This window comes from Erwinia aphidicola (assembly GCF_014773485.1).
GTDB lineage: Bacteria > Pseudomonadota > Gammaproteobacteria > Enterobacterales > Enterobacteriaceae > Erwinia > Erwinia aphidicola.
On the sequence record NZ_JACXBP010000002.1, the window covers coordinates 523014 to 541296 of the forward strand.

The 18283-nt window shown below is 59.1% G+C and carries 18 protein-coding genes; 14 read left to right on the plus strand and 4 right to left on the minus strand.

Annotated elements, in window-relative coordinates; translation table 11 throughout:
• Positions 1-565: 565 nt before the first annotated feature.
• The gene (locus ID864_RS06865; RefSeq protein ID WP_099754805.1) at positions 566-1192 is read left to right on the plus strand and encodes a LysE family translocator; all 627 of its coding nucleotides are present in this window, start codon (positions 566-568) and stop codon (positions 1190-1192) included.
• 1 nt (position 1193) lies between these two features.
• On the opposite strand, the gene ID864_RS06870 is transcribed toward ID864_RS06865, so the two are convergent.
• Positions 1194-1481 carry an aconitase family protein gene (locus ID864_RS06870; RefSeq protein ID WP_318153225.1) on the minus strand — a complete coding sequence of 96 codons (288 nt, stop codon included), beginning with the start codon at positions 1479-1481 and terminating at the stop codon, positions 1194-1196.
• Between the two features lie 188 nt (positions 1482-1669).
• On the opposite strand from ID864_RS06870, the gene ID864_RS06875 reads away from it, so the two are divergent.
• Entirely contained in the window at positions 1670-2563 is an 894-nt protein-coding gene (locus ID864_RS06875; RefSeq protein ID WP_062818482.1) for a LysR family transcriptional regulator, read from the plus strand.
• A gap of 86 nt (positions 2564-2649) precedes the next feature.
• On the opposite strand, the gene ID864_RS06880 is transcribed toward ID864_RS06875, so the two are convergent.
• A complete protein-coding gene (locus ID864_RS06880; RefSeq protein WP_099754802.1) occupies positions 2650-3429 on the minus strand; it encodes an L-threonylcarbamoyladenylate synthase in 780 nt (259 codons plus the stop codon).
• 138 nt (positions 3430-3567) lie between these two features.
• The gene (locus ID864_RS06885; RefSeq protein ID WP_048917504.1) at positions 3568-4635 is read right to left on the minus strand and encodes an SDR family oxidoreductase; all 1068 of its coding nucleotides are present in this window, start codon (positions 4633-4635) and stop codon (positions 3568-3570) included.
• A 96-nt stretch (positions 4636-4731) separates the two neighbouring features.
• Between ID864_RS06885 and ID864_RS06890 the strand changes: the two genes are divergently transcribed.
• Positions 4732-5640 carry a LysR family transcriptional regulator gene (locus ID864_RS06890; RefSeq protein ID WP_062818487.1) on the plus strand — a complete coding sequence of 303 codons (909 nt, stop codon included), beginning with the start codon at positions 4732-4734 and terminating at the stop codon, positions 5638-5640.
• A gap of 40 nt (positions 5641-5680) precedes the next feature.
• Here the strand turns inward: ID864_RS06890 and ID864_RS06895 are convergent, their stop codons facing one another.
• Complete coding sequence (locus ID864_RS06895; RefSeq protein WP_048917509.1) at positions 5681-6478, minus strand: IclR family transcriptional regulator; 798 nt, start codon at positions 6476-6478, stop codon at positions 5681-5683.
• A gap of 334 nt (positions 6479-6812) precedes the next feature.
• Between ID864_RS06895 and ID864_RS06900 the strand changes: the two genes are divergently transcribed.
• The 11 genes from ID864_RS06900 to araD all read left to right on the plus strand — a co-directional run bounded on the left by ID864_RS06900 (position 6813) and on the right by araD (position 18187).
• Positions 6813-8339 carry a sugar ABC transporter ATP-binding protein gene (locus ID864_RS06900; RefSeq protein ID WP_048917510.1) on the plus strand — a complete coding sequence of 509 codons (1527 nt, stop codon included), beginning with the start codon at positions 6813-6815 and terminating at the stop codon, positions 8337-8339.
• 41 nt (positions 8340-8380) lie between these two features.
• Positions 8381-9481, plus strand: coding sequence for an ABC transporter permease (locus ID864_RS06905; protein WP_191149613.1), 1101 nt, complete (start codon positions 8381-8383; stop codon positions 9479-9481).
• On the plus strand, positions 9478-10578 hold the full coding sequence (locus ID864_RS06910; RefSeq protein WP_191149614.1) for an ABC transporter substrate-binding protein: 1101 nt from the start codon (positions 9478-9480) through the stop codon (positions 10576-10578). The genes ID864_RS06905 and ID864_RS06910 overlap by 4 nt, the downstream gene beginning before the upstream one ends.
• Before the next feature lie 10 nt (positions 10579-10588).
• Positions 10589-11434 (plus strand): SMP-30/gluconolactonase/LRE family protein, encoded by an 846-nt coding sequence (locus ID864_RS06915; protein WP_191149615.1) that lies wholly within the window; start codon positions 10589-10591, stop codon positions 11432-11434.
• 272 nt (positions 11435-11706) lie between these two features.
• Positions 11707-12702, plus strand: a complete 996-nt coding sequence (yiaK, locus tag ID864_RS06920) for a 3-dehydro-L-gulonate 2-dehydrogenase (protein ID WP_191149616.1) — start codon at positions 11707-11709, stop codon at positions 12700-12702.
• Between the two features lie 14 nt (positions 12703-12716).
• The gene (locus ID864_RS06925) at positions 12717-13187 is read left to right on the plus strand and encodes a YhcH/YjgK/YiaL family protein (RefSeq protein WP_187498537.1); all 471 of its coding nucleotides are present in this window, start codon (positions 12717-12719) and stop codon (positions 13185-13187) included.
• 12 nt (positions 13188-13199) lie between these two features.
• Positions 13200-14495: an MFS transporter gene (locus tag ID864_RS06930; protein ID WP_099753696.1), complete on the plus strand. Its 1296-nt coding sequence runs from the start codon at positions 13200-13202 to the stop codon at positions 14493-14495.
• On the plus strand, positions 14492-15973 hold the full coding sequence (locus ID864_RS06935; RefSeq protein ID WP_099753697.1) for an FGGY-family carbohydrate kinase: 1482 nt from the start codon (positions 14492-14494) through the stop codon (positions 15971-15973). Before ID864_RS06930 ends, ID864_RS06935 begins: the two co-directional genes overlap by 4 nt.
• Positions 15970-16632 (plus strand): 3-keto-L-gulonate-6-phosphate decarboxylase UlaD, encoded by a 663-nt coding sequence (ulaD, locus tag ID864_RS06940; protein WP_099753698.1) that lies wholly within the window; start codon positions 15970-15972, stop codon positions 16630-16632. The genes ID864_RS06935 and ulaD overlap by 4 nt, the downstream gene beginning before the upstream one ends.
• Positions 16633-16634: 2 nt before the next feature.
• Positions 16635-17492, plus strand: a complete 858-nt coding sequence (locus ID864_RS06945) for an L-ribulose-5-phosphate 3-epimerase (RefSeq protein WP_099753699.1) — start codon at positions 16635-16637, stop codon at positions 17490-17492.
• On the plus strand, positions 17489-18187 hold the full coding sequence (gene araD / locus ID864_RS06950; RefSeq protein ID WP_048917519.1) for an L-ribulose-5-phosphate 4-epimerase: 699 nt from the start codon (positions 17489-17491) through the stop codon (positions 18185-18187). Before ID864_RS06945 ends, araD begins: the two co-directional genes overlap by 4 nt.
• The last annotated feature ends 96 nt before the right edge of the window (positions 18188-18283 follow it).

Genomic DNA, 18283 nt, shown 5'->3' on the forward strand with positions numbered 1-18283 from the left:
TAAGCAACCTATTATAGTACCGCAGTCTCGCGACGCAACCCGATGTTTCTATTACTCTTAATGAAGAGATATTTCAAAAAATAAACAGATGGCGAATTTCCCCTAATTTATTGACAGCCAGGGGAAGTATTACGCGAAAATAAACATAAACTGACAAGGTTAATCGTAGTGTTAATTTCGATGAATTAATTGATTTATTACAGTGAGTTATCCCGCTGAGAAGCCAAACTGATAAAACAGCGTAAATTCGCGCAGCGCGCCATAATCTTCAATATGAACAGATAATTAGTTCACCTTCCGCTGAACAGGTCGAGATTACCCTTGCCGAGCCGTTACCCGCCCGCGTGTTACACCGGTGTAAAAGTTGCAAATCGGGCGCCGAACTGAGGTTTCAGACAATACTCAGCACAATCCTACACCTGAACCGGGATATTTCTTACGGCAGAGATTTACTTCTTATCGCCGGGAAAATAAACTATTGCGCCTTCGAAAGGCTTTACTCTGAACCCCATTCCCTATCGCTGAGACTCTCAGGCAGAGGGTTGTCAATTAAAGGATTTTTTTCATGACGCTTCAACTCTGGCTGGCGTACACCGGTGTGATTGCCGCACTGATTGCCATTCCCGGCCCTTCGGCGCTGATCAGCATGACCCACGGCCTGCGCTATGGCCGCAGGCAGGCGCTGGCGACCGTCAGCGGTGGCGTACTGGCCGCAATGATGCTGATGACGGCCTCCGCGCTGGGCCTGGGCGCGATCCTCGCCGCCTCAACCACCGCCTTTACCGTGCTGAAAGTGGTGGGCGCTGCCTATCTGATCTGGCTGGGAATTGCTGCCTGGCGCGATAACAGCGAGCCGACGGCGGTCAGCACCAGCGAAATGGAAGAGGCGCCAGGGGCATTTCGTCTGTTCCGCAAAGGCTTCACCGTCGGCATCAGCAACCCGAAGGATCTGCTGTTCTTCGCCGCGCTGTTCCCGAACTTCATCGATGCCAGCCAGCCGCACGCCCTGCAGTTCGCCACGCTGGCCATCACCTGGGCGGTGCTGGATTGCAGCATTATGTTCAGCTATGCCTGCGCCGGTCGCCGCCTGTCGGGCGTCTTCGCCAGCCGCCGCCGTCTGCGCATTCTCAACCGCTCAACGGGCAGCCTGTTCGTTTTTGCCGGTGGCGCACTGGCCCTCTCGGCGAAGTAATTTACCCGGCGGTTTTGATGCGTCCGCTGGCGCGGGCAAAGGCAAACAGCAGTAGCTCCCCGGCGGTCACGGTGTGCGAATCGGTGCCGGGCAGCATTTCATCAGGACGAGTATGCCCCCCTTCCGCCAGCCCGATGTGGCAGATACCTTTATACTGTGGCGTACCCACATCCTTGAAGTATTTAATTCCCTGCTCCGCGGCGAATTCGCGCATCACGCGGATATTTTGATTCGCCTGCGCATTAGCAGAATAGACAAAGCAGTCCGGGATCATAATAAAACGTTGCACATCCCAGACTTTAGCTCTGGGCGAGTATTTTCTGGCTGATTGTCTGACCCATTAAATTAACTCTCTGCGTTGTGAGATTATCGGGGAGTAAATGAATTTTAATCACCATAGCGCTTTTCCCTGCGCAGCAAACGCGGAATATGCTAATATCGCGCACTGTTTCCGCCTGAAAACAATCCGGGATAATAATGAGCGATTTTGAAAACCTGCACGGGATGATTATTTTTGCCAGGGTGGTGGAAACGCTGAGCTATACCGAAGCGGCAAAGACGCTCGGGCTGGCAAAATCCTCGGTGAGTAAAGAGATCTCGGCGCTGGAAGTGCGTCTCGGGGCGAAGCTGCTGCAGCGCACCACGCGGCGCATTCAGGTGACGGAAGTCGGTATGACCTATTACCACTACTGCTACCGCATTCTGCACGAGGTGAAAAGCGCAGACCTGTTTATCCGCCAGTTCCATGAGGAGCCAACCGGCAGCCTGCGCGTGGTGGCCCCGGTCACCTTTGGCTGCCAGTGCATTGTACCGGTGCTTAATAGCTTTGTGGCTGGCAATATCCACGTCAGCATTGACCTCGATCTCACCGACCGCCCGGTGAATCTGGAAGATGACCATTTTGATATCGCCATTGCCATCACCCGCGACCTGCCGGATCACCGCCACTACCGACCGCTCATTGATATTGCCTGGGGACTTTATGCCGCGCCGGGCTATCTTAGTAAGCTGAATGCCATCGCCAGCCCGGACGACCTGCCGCGCCAGGATTTTATTCTGTTCCGCGGCCCCGCCCACACCATTTCATTACCGTTTCGTAAGGAAAAGCAGAAGAAAGATATTGAGGTGCGCAGCCGTTTTCGCGCCAACAACAGTATCGCCCTGTTAAATTCCGCGGTCGCGCAGACCGGCATTGCTTATTTACCGAATTATATTGCGCAGGAAGCGGTAGAAAGCGGCAGGCTGGTGCAGATATTACCCGACTGGGAAATGGATATTTATAAATCGTATATTCTGGTGAAGAGCGATAATTTCATTTCGCCACGGGTGAGATTATTTATTGAAGATTTGCAGAAGGCGTTGCAGGAATAAAAGGGGCGATCGAAAAGAAGATCGCCCCCTACAGTAGGGGCTGACCTTCTGTTTCGGTCAGCCCTTTATTCATCTTCGACAGAAGATTAATAATAGTTGCCGTGACGGTAATCCCAGGTGGTAAAGATATCCGACATCATCGACATAATCTTATCCACGTCCAGACCTTTACGGATCAGTACCGGGCAAGGGGTAATATTGCGCTCGCCCTTCTGCTCTGGCACCAGTTTGCCATTCTCATCAACCATCGCCACCATCACACCCTGCTCATAGCGGGTCTTTTCAGACTCGTTTGGCTGGATAGATTTCACATAGTCGTTGGCCGCGATAATCAGGTCAGCGTGCTGCTCAATGCGCTCACCGATGCCCTCTACCAGGCCACGGTTGCCTTTGCCTGACGGGTTGGCCGAGCTGGCGAAGGAGAATTTACCGTGGTTTTCCCACAGCTCTTTCGCCAGATTTTCGCCCGGGGTACCGAACTTAATCACGAAGCAGCTGGTCTGGCGGCGGTCCATCATCAGATCTTTAGAACCGTCATTCGGGATACGCGCAACCGCTTCTTCTTTCCACGGCAGGATGCAGCCCAGCAGCACGTCTTTGTCCCAGTGCTGCTGATACAGCGCTTCGATTTCCGGGTTCAGCTGCGCCAGCTCTTTCAGCTGCGCCAGAGAACCACACAGCACGACGCCCGGCTTGTTACGGTTACGCTGCTTGGCGTCAAATTTGCGCTCCAGACCTTTGGCATCGGAAGTCATGATGATGTAGCCCACTTTAGTTGGGCAGACGATCATGCCGCCTTCAGCAGACAGGATCTTCACGGCTTCCGGCTGTAAGCCACCATTCCAGTTAACAACTTTATCGTTCATAGCAGACCCTTAATTCAGATTCGTCTCAATTTAAGTGGGTAATCACCCGTTGAAACCATCCTGCCACAGCCAGTTTTCAGCGCAACAATAAACTATCAAAGTGCACGATTGTTTCCATCAGGAAACAACCGTTGCCTCTCAGCGCGGGATCAGCTGCTCGGCTTTCAGGCGATCGAACAGTTCGAAGAACGCCTCACGCGTTGGCTGATAGCCAGTGAACCCGGCCTGACGGCTTTTGCTGACGTCGGTGAACACTTCCATCGGGCGACCGAGATCGGCATCGGTGTGCCACCAGGAGGCCAGCTTAGTCACATCGTCCTGCTTGAGCCCGTGCTGCTGCGCCAGCGCCTGCCACTGGGCAGGGGCGTCGTTCATCCGGCCTTCCAGCGGCTGCATCTCGCCACTGAACGGCGCGGCTTCGATACCGAAGTAGTCGGCAATTTCGCCCCACATCCACTGCCAGCGGAACACGTCGCCGTTGACCACATTGTAGTCCTGATTCTGTGCCGACGGCGTGGTCGCGGCCCACAGCAGCTGGTCGGCCAGCAGCCGTGCGTCGGTCATGTCGCTAACCCCTTCCCACTGCGCTTTCGAGCCAGGGAAGATAAACGGCTGCCCGCTCTGTTTACACAGGCTGGCATACACCGCCAGCGTCTGGCCCATGTTCATCGCGTTGCCGACGGCGAAACCAATCACCGTATGCGGGCGATGTACGCTCCAGCTGAAACCGTATTTCTCTGCGGCGGCAAATACCTCATCTTCCTGCGCGTAGTAGAAGTTTTCGACCGGCTGACGGCCCTGCTCCTCACGGAACGGCGTCTGCGGCACTGCCCCTTTACCGTAGGCGTCAAACGGGCCAAGGTAGTGTTTCAGACCGGTGATCAGCGCCACATGGCCGCCCTTCAGCGAGTCACCCAGCGCGCTCAGCACGTTACGCACCATGCCGCCGTTGACGCGGATATTCTCTTTTTCAGTTTCCTGGCGCGCCCAGGCGCTGAAGAACACCTTATCCACTACCACGCCCTGTAATGCGGACTGTACGGAAGCGGCATCGGTCAGGTCAGCAGTCAGCGATTGCACGCCTGCAGCAACCGGAGTCCGCCCGCGCGACAGCCCGTAAACCGCCCAGCCCTCAGCCAGCAGACGTTCCGCCAGCGCACTTCCGGTGACGCCACTGACGCCGACAATCAAAGCTCGTTGTTGCATAGGTTCTCTCCTGTTCGGTTGATGGATTAAGCTTAATAGAGAATATAATTCTCATCTCAGGTATAAATTCACAGGATTAATGAACTGGAGGAATGAATGGCGCTATCTGACGATCGTCTGCGCGGGATAACCCCGTTTGTTGCCACCGTGGAACACGGCAGCTTTACCGCGGCGGCGGAGAGCCTGCATCTGACCAGTTCGGCGGTGAGTAAGAGTGTCGCGCGGCTGGAGGAGCGGCTCGGCTCGCGGCTGTTCGAGCGCACCACCCGCAGCCTGGCGCTGACCGACGCCGGACAGGCATTTTATGATACCTGTACCCGCGTGCTGAACGAACTGGCGGAAGCCGAAGCGGTGCTGGCCGCCCAGCGCACCATCCCGGTCGGGCGCCTGATGCTAACGGTGCCGCACACTTACGGCCGCCTGCACGTGCTGCCGCTGCTCAACCCGTTCTGCCTGCAATACCCTGAGATGCAGCTCAGCCTGTCGTTCTCCGACCGCTTTGTCGATCTGTTTGAGGAAGGGGTGGATGTGGCGATCCGCATCGGCGGGCCGGGCAACTATCCCCCCTCCCTCAGCGTACGTTACCAGGGCTGCGAGCGGCTGATCTTCTGCGCTTCGCCCGCTTACCTGGCTCAGCACGGCACGCCGCAGTCGCTGGCCGAGCTGGAGCAGCACCGGGCGATTGTCTATTACCGCGGCGACGGCAGTACCAGCCCGTGGCACGTCACCTCACCGGACGGTCGGGTCACCACGCGCACCGTGGCGCACCGCATGGCTTTAGGGGATGGCGAAGCGCAGCGCGCAGCGGTAATGGCGGGTTTGGGGGTGGCGCAGATGGCAACGTGGCTGATGGAAGAGCAGTTAGCCAATGGCGAGCTGGTGCCATTCCTGCCGGAGCTGAGCGTGCCGGGTTTGCCGCTGTACGTGGTGTGGCCACGTAAAAAGCAGCTGACGCCAAAGGTGGATGCCCTGCTGAACACGCTGGAGAAATTAAGAATTGAATAAAGCGAGGCGACCGCAACACGGGCCGCCCCGGGATGATGCGTTAACCGTGGAAGCCCAATTCTGCGGAGATGGCTTTGGCGGTCGCCACCACCGGCGCCATCAGTTTTTTCACCCCAATCTGCTGCAGTTTCGCCGTCGGTAACGATACCGATACCGCGAACGGCACCCGCTGCTGAATATCAAACACCGGCGCGGCAATACAGGAAACGCCCAACTCGTTCTCCTCGCGGTCCATCGCCGTCTGCTGCTGACGAATATTTTTCAGCTCGTCCAGCATCTCTGGCAGCGTGGTGATGGTATTTTTCGTTAGCGGCTGGATAGTGTCCTGATGGCTCTGCCAGTACTGCGCGGGATAATCTTCGCTGCCCCAGGCCATAAAGATCTTGCCCATCGCCGAGCAGTAAAGCGGCATATGCTGGCCAATATAGGCGCGGGTCCGCATCATGCCGGTGGTCGGTTCCAGCTTGTAAATCAGGATCACATGGTCATCTTCGCGGCTGGAGAAGTTGACGGTTTCACCGACCTCAAGATTGAGTTTTTCCAGATGCGGCGCCGCAACGTGGATCACGTTCAGCGACGAGAGCGCCTTCTGCCCGACGGAGATAAATTTAGTGGTCAGACGATAACTGCCCGGCGACGGTGCCTGAGTCACATAGCCGCTGCTGTGCAGCCCCTGCAACAGGCGGTGTACCGTACTTTTATTCATCCCGGACAGCTCAGACAGAGTGGCCAGCGGGCAGCCGTTCGGATAATTGCTTAACAGTTCAATCAACTGAAGGCCACGAAACAGGCTCTGGGTGCCCAGCGGCTTGTCTTTCTTATCGTCCTTCACGCTCATCCACACTTCCCCTTAAGTTCCTGCCCCGCAACGGGGAGTGGCCCGATGTTACCCCATGCACCCTGCACTGTGAACATGGAACCCCGTTTCAGCGCCGTTTTAGGCAGAATTTCACCCGCAGGCGCCCGCTGCAGAAGTGCGCTGTCCATCACAATTCCACAACATCAAAAATAACCTGTTGTTTTAATTACACAAATAAAACAGCCGCTCCTTTGCTTTCCGTTTCAACTGAGAATAGTATTTTTGAAACTCGATTTCGCATATTGAAATATTGCGGTGATTATTTCCCAATCACGCCGCGTTGAATGCCCACCAGGAGTTGCAGGAGGCTGTCATGCAGCATACACCCGGTACGCCGGTTCTTACTCTGAGCCATATCACCAAACGCTTTGGCGGCAATATCGCTGTTAACGATGTCAGTCTGGAGGTTTTCCCTGGTGAAGTGGTCGCCCTGCTGGGGGAAAACGGGGCCGGAAAGTCCACGCTGATCAAAGTGCTGGCCGGAGTCTATGGCCGCGACAGCGGGGATATCCGTTTTCAACATACCAGCATCGCTTCTGCTGCCAGTTTAAAAACCGCACGCCAGCAGCCCATCGCTTTTATCCATCAGGATCTCGGGCTGATTGAGTGGATGACCGTGGCGGAGAATATGGCGCTGGTGATGGGATTTACCCGCCGTCTGGGGCTGATTGACTGGCGCGCGGTGCGTGAACGTTCGCGTGCGGCGCTGGAGGAAGTCGGCATCGCACTCGATCCGGACGCCCGCGTATTTGAGCTGTCGCGTACCGAAAAATCCCTACTGGCGATTGCCCGTGCCGTGGCGGTCAACGCCGAAGTACTGGTGCTGGATGAACCCACCGCCTCGCTACCCGCCAACGACGTGCGCCACCTGTTCAGCGTGATCAACCATCTGAAAAGTAAGAAGGTCGGGATGATTTACGTCACTCATCGTCTGGATGAGGTGATAGAGATTGCCGATCGCGTCTGCGTAATGCGCGACGGCAAACGGGTGGCGGGCGGGATGACGGCGCAATATACCCTGCGCAATCTGGTGGAAATGATCGTCGGAGAAGCGATCGACGGCGATCGGCGTGAAGCCCTGCCGGCAGGCAAAGATCCGGTACTGGCTCTCGACCAGGTGTGTATTGATGAGGTCGGCCCGGTCTCCTTCAGCCTGCAACCCGGCGAGATGCTGGCGCTGGCCGGTCTGCGCGGTGCCGGGCAGGAGGAGATTGGTCGCCTGCTGTTTGGCCTGCGCCAGCGCAGCGGCGGCAACATTCAGCTCCGGGACAAACGGTATGACGCGCAGTCGCCGCAGCAGGCGATGGCCGCAGGTATCTCTCTGGTGGCAGGCGACCGTACTGGCGAAAGCCTGGTGATGTCGATGAGCGTGCGCGAAAACCTGTTTATTAATCCCTGCGCCAGCGGCCATGCCCTGCTGTCACGCTACGGCCGCCGCGCCGAAATCGGGGCCAGCTGGTGGAAAGTGCAGCTGTTCGATGTCCGTCCGAAAGACGTCAACCTCGACATCAGCGCCCTCTCCGGCGGCAATCAGCAAAAAGTGGTGATGGCGCGCTGGATGCACCTCAATGCCCCGCTGCTGATCCTCGAAGATCCCACCGCTGGCGTCGATGTCGGCGCACGGGAAGAGATCTATCACCTGCTGAATAAAGCACTGGCCGACGGCGTGGCGGTGCTGGTGATCTCCAATGACTTTGAAGAGATCGCCCATATCTGCAACCGCGCGCTGGTGTTTAACCGTGGTCAGGTGGTGGGTGAACTGAAAAATGAACGCGTCACCTTTGCCAACTTACTCGAACTGGCCTCTGCCAGCCACGAAACCCCTGTCGCCACCGCCTGAATGATTAACGCCACCTCGCAACGGTGGCAGGAGAAGCTGCTATGTCCAAAACATCCGTGAAGTCTACCGCGCTTGAACAGCGGGTCAGCCTCAGCGAGCACGGCCCCGCCGCGTGGCTGATGCAGATCGTCACCCGCTACGGCCTGCTGCTGCTGTGTATTTTGCTCACCCTTCTGTTTTCCTTACTTTCGCCCTCATTTGCCAGCATGCTGACCTTACAGGCGATCCTCGCCAGTAAGGCCAAAATTGCCCTGCTGGCGCTGGCCGCCACCATTCCGATGATTGTTGGCAAAATCGACCTGAACGTCGGCTTTGGTATTGTGCTTTGGCATATCCTCGCCATCACCTTACAAGTGGAATATGGCTTCTCCTGGCAGATGGCGGTGCTGACCGTGCTGGCCATCTCCGCCGTTTACGGCTTGCTGAACGGCATTCTGGTGGCGCTGGCCGATATCGATAGCTTCGTTGCTACCCTGGGCTCCGGCACCGTGCTGTACGCCGTGGCGCTGTGGCACTCCGGCGGCCGCCAGATCGTCGGCGATCTGCCTGATGCTTTTACCGCCCTGCATCACACCGAAATCTTCGGTATCCCAATCGGCGCGTTCTACGTGCTGGCCGTGGCCATTATCCTGTGGCTGATCACCGAACACACCCCGCTTGGCCGCTGCATGTATGCCGTAGGCGGTAACCCTGCGGCGGCGCGGCTGAACGGTATTGCGGTGAATAAATTTACCATCGGTGCCTTTATCGCCTCCAGCGTGCTGACCGGCTTCAGCGGGGTGCTGATCGCCGCCGAACAGGGCGTTGGTCAGGCCAGCGTCGGCATGGATTACCTGCTGCCTGCGCTGGTGGGTGCATTCCTCGGCAGTACCACCATTCGCCCCGGACGCGTGAATGTCTGGGGCACCGTGGTCGGCATCGCCATCCTGGCCATCGGCATTGCCGGCATCCAGCAGTTCGGCGGCGACTTCTGGGTTGAACCGCTGTTTAACGGCGCCACCCTGCTGCTCTCCATCACCCTCGCCGGTTACGCCCAGCGTCGCCGGATGTTGAACCAAAAGGCCGTGGTGCGCAGTCAAACCGCTCCGGCTACCCCCCCTGACAATAACCAGAAAACCCTCACTCCAGGGAGTACCTTATGAAACGTCATCTTCTTGCTCTGACCCTTGGCGCCCTGCTGGCAGGTTCGCTGCCCGCCTGGGCCGACAGCTATATCGATCGGGCCACGGCGGCGGTCACCAAAGCCACTGCCAGCGTCACCGAGTGGGACGGCCCGACGACCGGCCCGACCCTGCAAAAGAATAAGAAGGTGATTTTTATCGCCTCTGATATGAAAAACGGCGGCGTACAGGGCGTGCAGCAGGGGCTGAGTGAAGCCGCGGCGGCGGCGGGCTGGAAGCTGGAAACCCTCGACGGTGGCGGCTCGGTGAAAGATCAGCTGGCGGCGCTCAATCAGGCGATCGCCCAGCGCCCTGACGGCATTGTTATTGGCGGCTGGAATCCGAACGTGGCGAAAATTCCGCTGAAAAAAGCGGTTCAGCAGAAAATCGTGCTGATGGCCTGGCACGCCGAACCGCAGCCGGGGCCGATTGCCAAATATAACGTGGTCGCCAACATCACCTCAGACTCTGACGAGGTCGCCCGCCTTGCCGCGCAGTATGCGGTGGTGCAGTCCGGTGGCAAGGCGCAGGTGCTGATTTTCACCGATTCGCTGTATCAAATTGCCCTGGACAAGGCCAACGCGATGAAGCAGGAAATTGAGAAATGCAGCGGCTGTAAAGTGGTGGAGTTTATCGATACCCCGCTGGCCGATACCGCTAACCGTATGCCATCGATGACCTTCAGCCTGCTGCAAAAATACGGCGACAACTTCCAGTACGCGCTGGCGATCAACGACCTCTACTTTGACTTTATGGCCCCGGCGCTGAAGACCGCCGGCAAAGGCGGCAAAAACGCGCCGTTTAATATCTCCGCCGGGGATGGGTCAATCTCTGCCTTCCAGCGTATTCGCAGCGGCGACAGCCAGATTGGCACGGTGGCCGAGCCGCTGAAACTGCACGGCTGGCAGCTGCTGGATGAGTTTAACCGCGCCTTTGCCGGGCAGCCGCCATCAGGTTACGTCACCCCCGCGCATCTGATCACCCGCGATAATATCGGCAGCGACGGCGGGCCGCAGAACCATTACGACCCGCAGAATGATTATCAGGGGCATTACAAAACTATCTGGGGCGTGAAGTAACGGAGGCGCTATGCAGACCGATAATCTGACGCTGGAAAAACTCTGCTCCCCGGCCATCTGGGCTGAGGGGCCGGTATGGCTGCCCGGGCAGGATGCGGTGGTGTTCAGCGACGTGAAGGGTAACCGCATGTTCTGCTGGCAGCGCAATGGCGAAGTCAGCCTGTGGCGGGCATCGTCGCACTACGCTAACGGCAATGCCCTGGATAATGAGGGCCGGGTGGTGAGCTGCGAGCATGGCCGCCGCGCCATCAGCCGCACCGAGCATGACGGCAGCGTCAGGCTGCTGGTGGAGAAGGTGGACGGCAAGCGTTTCAACTCGCCGAACGACGTCGTGGTGCGATCCGATGGCACGATCTGGTTCACCGATCCGCCCTACGGCATCGTCAGCGACGAGGAGGGCTATCACGCGCACAGCCAGGTGATCGGCTGTTATCTCTACTGCTTCGATCCGAACGAACAGCGGCTGACCATCGCCGCCAGCGATCTGCAACGCCCCAACGGGCTGGCCTTTTCGCCCGATGAAAGCCTGCTGTATGTCGCGGATATGTCGGTGGTTGACTTCCCGACGCTGGGTCGCCGCCAGCTCAGGGTCTATCCGGTAGATGGTCGGGAGCTGGGCAGCGGGCGGCTGTTTGCCGAGGTGGCCCCCGGTTTTCCGGATGGCTTCTGCGTGGATCCGCGCGGCAATGTTTACTGTAGCTGCGCCGACGGGGTGATTATTTTCGACAGCAAAGGCGTGACGCGCGGCAAGATCGCGGTGCCGGAACGGGTGTCAAACTGCACCCTCGGCGGTCCGCAGGGTAATGAGCTGTATATCACCGCCACCACCTCGCTGTACCGGGCGATCATCGGTTAACGGCCGGGCAAGGCGTGCCACGCCCTTACGGTAAGGGATGGCCGCGATGCGTTTTTTTGTCGGGGTCAGGCATGCCTGACCCGGCTTCCCCACGCCACGATTTCACCCGATGTGTTACCGATCACAGAACCCAACACTATTTTTATCTCACTGTTTTATAAAGACAAAATCACAGCTCATTTCTTTGACTTGTCCTCGTCAGGCGCATAGGATTTATTTGGAACGATATTCCATATATTGAAATAAAGCCATCTCCGGGGAGAAACAGCAGTATGAGAATCAGCTATCAGCAGTTGAAACAGGAGTTTCTGCGGGTGTTACTGGCGCGCGGTGTGCCAGCAGAGAAAGCCGAAAGCTGTGCCACCCTGTTCGCTGACACCAGCGAGAGCGGCGTTTACTCCCACGGGGTGAATCGTTTTCCCCGCTTTATCCAGCAGCTGGACGCCGGGCATATCGTGCCGCAGGCAGAAGCCGAAAAAATCCTCTCGCTGGGGGCGATCGAACAGTGGGATGCGCACCGTGCGATAGGCAATCTCACCGCCCGCAGCATGATGGATCGCGCCATTGAACTGGCCGACGGCCACGGGATCGGTCTGGTGGCGCTGCGTAATGCCAACCACTGGATGCGCGGCGGCAGCTACGGCTGGCAGGCAGCAGAAAAAGGCTATATCGGCGTCTGCTGGACCAACTCCATTGCGGTTATGCCGCCGTGGGGGGCCAAAAGCTGCGCCATCGGCACCAACCCGCTGATCGTTGCCGTGCCGGGCGAACCGATCACCATGGTCGATATGTCGATGTCGATGTTCTCCTACGGCATGCTGGAAGTGAACCGCCTGGCGGGCAAAACCCTGCCGGTCGACGGCGGTTTTGACAATGACGGCCAATACACTCGCGATCCCGCCACGATAGAAGAAAATCGCCGCATTTTACCCATGGGCTACTGGAAAGGTTCCGCGCTCTCAATCGTGCTGGATATGGTCGCCACCCTGCTCTCTAACGGGGCCTCCGTGACCGCAGTGACCGAGGACAACGGCGACGAATTTGGCATCTCCCAGGTCTTTATCGCCATCGATGTCGATCGCCTGATCGACGGCGCCACCCGCGACAGCAAGCTGGCGCGCATCCGCGCATCGATTACCGGTGCCGATCGCGCCGACCGGCAGGCGATCCGCCTGCCGGGCCACAAGTTCCCCGGTATTCGCGCTGAAAACCAGCGCCTCGGCATTCCGGTGGATGAACGCGTCTGGGCACGCATCCAGGCACTATAACGGGAGCACACACCATGATTTTTGGCCATATCAACAATACCGATGCCCGCCACTATCCGCCTGCGATTGCGCGCGCCATCGACTATTTAGCCCGCCACGATCTGGCCACTATGGCCGCCGGGCGTTACCAGGACAGCCAAACCGGCTGGCAGGTGCAGGTGCTTGACCTGCAAACCGCCCCGCACGGCGACAACTACCCGGAGGCGCACCGGCACTTTATCGATGTGCAGTACCTGGTCTGCGGCAATGAGCTGATGGGCGTCTCCACCGGGGGAGCGGAACCGGCGATCCACCAGCCGTATGATGACGTGCGCGACATCATCTTCTACCAGGATGCCCCCAATGAAACCCTGGTGCTGATGCAGCCGGGAAACTTCGCGGTGTTCTTCCCGCAGGATATTCACCGCCCAAACTGCGCGCTGCATGCCCCTGAGGCCATCCGCAAGGTGGTGGTGAAGGTCCCTGTGGCCGATCTCGCTGACTAAAAGAGGATCGCTATGAGCCTGACGTCTACCACCCTCGCCCGCGAAGGGATCCCGTCTCTGCGCTGGCTGCGGATCATTCCGCCAATCCTGATCACCTGCATTATTTCTTATATGGATCGGGTCAATATCGCCTTTGCCATGCCGGGCGGGATGGATGCCGATCTCGGCATCAGCGCCTCAATGGCCGGACTGGCCGGGGGCATCTTCTTTATCGGTTATCTGTTCTTACAGGTGCCGGGGGGCAAGCTGGCGGTCTACGGCAACGGTAAACGCTTTATCGGCTGGTCACTGCTGGCCTGGGCGGTAATCTCCCTGCTGACCGGCCTCGCCACCAATCAGTATCAGCTGCTGGCACTGCGTTTTGCGCTGGGGGTTTCCGAAGGCGGAATGTTACCGGTGGTGCTGACGATGATCGGCAACTGGTTCCCCGATGCCGAGCGCGGCCGCGCCAACGCCATTGTGATCATGTTTGTGCCGATCGCTGGGATCCTCACCGCCCCGCTCTCCGGCTGGATCATTACCGCCTGGGACTGGCGCATGCTGTTCTTCGTTGAGGGTGTACTGTCGCTGTTTGTCATGGGACTGTGGCATTTCACCATCAGCAACCGCCCGCAGGAGGCGAAGTGGATCTCCGCAGCGGAAAAACAGTATCTGATCAAAACCCTGCACGACGAGCAGCTGCTGATCAAAGGCCAAAACACCCGCAAAGCCTCACTGCGTCAGGTGATGCGTGAGCCGGTGATGTGGCGGCTGATCCTGGTGAACTTCTTCTACCAGACCGGGATCTACGGCTACACCCTGTGGCTGCCCACCATTCTCAAAGGGCTGACCCACGGCAATCTGGAGCAGGTCGGCTGGCTGGCGATCCTTCCCTATGTCTGCGCGATTTTCGGCATGTTCCTGTTCTCCGCGCTGTCGGATGCCACCGGACGCCGCAAACTGTTCGTCGCCCTTCCGCTGGCCGGTTTTGCCCTGTGTATGGCGCTGTCGGTACTGCTGAAAGCGCATATCTGGTGGTCTTACGCAGCGCTGGTCGGCTGCGGTTTCTTTATCCAGTCTGCGGCTGGGGTGTTCTGGAGCATTCCTCCACGCCTGTTTAATGCCGAAGTGGCCGGCGGTGCGCGCGGGGTGATTAACGCCCTGGGCAACCTCGGTGGCTTCTGCGGCCCCTATATGGTCGGGGTGTTAATCGTGGCGTACAGCAAAGATGCCGGAGTCTACAGCCTGGCGATCGCGCTGGCGATTGCCTCACTGCTGGCGCTGACGCTGCCAGCCCGCTGCGATGCGCAGCAACGGGAGGCCGCATGAACTACTGGTTAGGGCTGGACTGCGGCGGCACCTTTATTAAGGCCGGGCTGTATGACGCAAAGGGCGGCGAGCGCGCGGTGGCACGACAGACGCTGCCAGTACGGGTACCGCAACCGGGCTGGGCCGAGCGCGATATGCCGCTGCTCTGGCAGCAGGCCGCACGGGTCATCGCAGAGGTGCTGAAACGCAGCGGGCTGGATGCGGCACAGATTGCCGGAGTGGGCATTTCGGCGCAGGGCAAAGGGCTGTTTCTGCTGGATAAACAGCAGCAGCCGCTGGGTAACGGCATGCTCTCCTCCGATCGCCGGGCGCTGGCGCTGGTGCAGCAGTGGCAGCGTGACGGCATGCCGCAGACGCTTTATCCGCTCACCCGACAGACGTTATGGACCGGGCATCCCGTGTCACTGCTGCGCTGGCTGAAGGAGCATCAACCGCAGCGCTACGCGGCGATTGGCAGTGTGCTGATGGCCCATGACTATCTGCGCTACTGCCTGACCGGAGAGCTGGCCTGTGAAGAGACCAATATTTCCGAATCCAACCTGTACCACATGCAGCAGGGCGGCTGGTCTGCCGCGCTGGCAGAAACTCTCGGCATCGGCGACATTCTGCCTGCCCTGCCGCCGATTGTCGGGCCGACGGACACTGCGGGCTATGTCACCGCTGAAGCGGCCGCCCTGTGCGGACTGCGTGCCGGGACGCCGGTGGTCGGCGGGCTGTTCGACGTGGTGTCTACCGCGCTGTGCGCCGGGCTGCATGACGATACCCGGCTAAACGCCGTCATGGGCACCTGGTCGGTGACCAGCGGGATTACCGACCGCATCAGCGACGAAGCCGATTATCGCTTTGTCTACGGCCGCTATGCCATTGACGGACAGTACATTATTCACGAAGCCAGCCCAACCTCGGCCGCCAATCTGGAGTGGTTCTGCCAGCAGTGGGGCATCGATGACTACCACCAGCTGAATCAGTGGGTGGCCGAACTGCCGCCAGCCGCGAGTTCCCTGCTGTTCCTGCCGTTCCTCTACGGCTGCAACGCCGGGGCTGACCTGCACGCCAGCTTCTTCGGCATGCAGGCGGGCCACCAGCGCGGCCACCTGGTGCAGGCCATCTACGAAGGCGTGGTGTTCTCCCACCTCACCCATCTCAATCGCATTCTGACACGCTTCCCGCAGGTCAAGGCCTTGCGTCTGAGCGGGGGGGCGACGCGCTCGGCGGTGTGGATGCAAATGTTTGCCGACGCCAGCGGCCTGCCGGTGGAGATCCCTCAGATCGAAGAGAGTGGCTGCCTGGGCGCAGCGCTGGCGGCAATGACCGGCACCGGGGCATATGCCTCGCTGCAACAGGCACAGCAGGCGCTGGTACCCGAAATCCTGAGCTACCAGCCCGATAGCGAGCGTCATGCGCTGTATCAGAAAAAATATCAACGTTATCAGCAACTACTGGCGGCGCTGATCGCCACACAAGGAGTGACATCATGAGCCGTTCCCGGGTTCCCCAGCTTCAGCTGGCCCTCGACCACACCCGGCTGGATGCCGCGCTCGAGACGGCACAGCGCCTGCATCAGCAGGTCGATATTGTCGAAGCCGGCACCATTCTGTGCTTCAGCTCCGGGATAGACGCGGTGCGCCAGCTGCGCCAGCAGTTGCCCGCTAAAACCCTGGTGGCCGATTTTAAAGTGGCGGATGCCGGGGCGACGCTGGCGACGCTGGCGTTTGAAGCCGGGGCCAACTGGATGACGGTGATCTGCGCAGCCCCGCTGGCGACCTTTGCCAGCGCGCTGGAGGTGGCCCATCAGCATCAGGGCGATATCCAGATTGAGCTGTTCGGCCACTGGACGCTGGCTGAGGCTAAGCGCTGGCGCGAGCTGGGCCTGACGCAGGCCATTTACCACCGCGGACGCGATGCCCAGGCCAGCGGCCAGCAGTGGAGCCAGCAGGATCTGGATGCGATGAAAGCCCTGTCCGATCTGGGCTTTGCCCTGTCGGTCACCGGCGGCATTACCCCGGACGAGCTGCCGCAGTTTAAAAATATCGACGTGAAGGCATTTATCGTCGGGCGGGCACTCAGCGAAAGTGCCGACGGGCGCGCGGCCGCCGCCGACTTCCATCAGGCCATTGCCAGCATCTGGGGACAATAACTATGCGCCAACATCCGCTGGGAATTTATGAAAAAGCCCTGCCGCCTCATCTGAGCTGGCCGGAACGTCTGGCCCTGGCAAAAGCCTGCGGTTTCGACTTTGTCGAGATGTCGGTGGACGAGACCGATCTGCGGCTGTCGCGCCTGCAATGGAGCAAAGAGCAGCGCCTGTCGCTGGTGAACGCAATGATGGAAACCGGAGTGACTATCCCGTCGATGTGCCTCTCGGGCCACCGCCGCTTCCCGTTTGGCAGCCACGACCCGGCGATCCGCCAGCAGGCCTATAGCCTGATGGAGCAGGCGATCCAGCTGGCAACGGACGTTGGCATCCGCACCATCCAGCTGGCGGGCTACGACGTTTACTACGAAGCGCATGACGAGGGCACGGTGGCGCGCTTCGCGCAAGGGCTCGCCTGGGCGGTCGATCGCGCCGCAGCCGCGCAGGTGATGCTGGCTGTCGAGATTATGGATACCGAATTTATGAACGCCATCAGCAAGTGGAAACAGTGGGATAAGCAGCAGGCCTCGCCGTGGTTCACCGTCTATCCCGACGTCGGCAATCTGACCGCCTGGGGCAATGACGTCGCCGCCGAGCTGGCGCTGGGCATTGACCGTATTGCCGCTATCCATCTGAAAGACACGCAGCCCGTCACCGCCAGTTCGCCGGGGCAGTTTCGCGACGTACCGTTTGGTGAGGGGTGCGTCGATTTTGTTGGGGTGTTCCGCACGCTGAAACAGCTGAACTATCGTGGCGCGTTTCTGATTGAGATGTGGACAGAAAAAGCCGAGGAGCCGGTGGCTGAGATTGTGCAGGCACGGCGCTGGATTGAACAGAAAATGCAGGAAGGAGGCTTACAATGAGCTTATCAACACTGAAACAGCAGGTTTTGGCGGCCAATCTGGCACTGCCACGCCACCGTCTGGTGACCTTCACCTGGGGCAACGTCAGCGCCATTGACCGTCATCGCGGGCTGGTAGCGATCAAGCCTTCCGGGGTGGAGTATGACGGCATGACGGTTGACGATATCGTGGTGGTAGAGCTGGAAAGCGGCCGCACCGTGGAGGGCAGCAAGAAGCCCTCTTCTGATACCGCGACCCACCTGGCGCTGTACCGTGCGTTTAGCGATATCGGCGGCATTGTTCATACCCATTCGCGCCACGCCACTATCTGGGCGCAGGCCGGGCTGGATCTCCCCGCCTGGGGCACCACCCACGCCGACTATTTCTACGGCACCATTCCCTGCACGCGTCTGATGACAGCGCAGGAGATCGCGGAGAATTATGAGCACAACACCGGCGAGGTGATAATTGATACCTTCCAGTCACGCGGCATCAGTCCGACGGCGATCCCGGCGGTGCTGGTCAACGCCCACGGCCCGTTTGCCTGGGGCAGCAGCGCGGAGAATGCGGTGCATAACGCGGTGGTACTGGAGGAGATTGCCTATATGGGGATTTTCTCGCGCCAGCTGACGCCGGGGATGCGCGATATGCAGCAGGTGCTGCTGGATAAGCATTATCTGCGTAAACATGGGACAGGGGCGTATTACGGGCAATAGCGTGCCCTTTGACGGGCGGACCGAAACAGAAGGTCCGCCCCTACAACGGCCGGGTTTTCCGAACCGGACATGCCCACGAACCGTAGGGGTCGATCC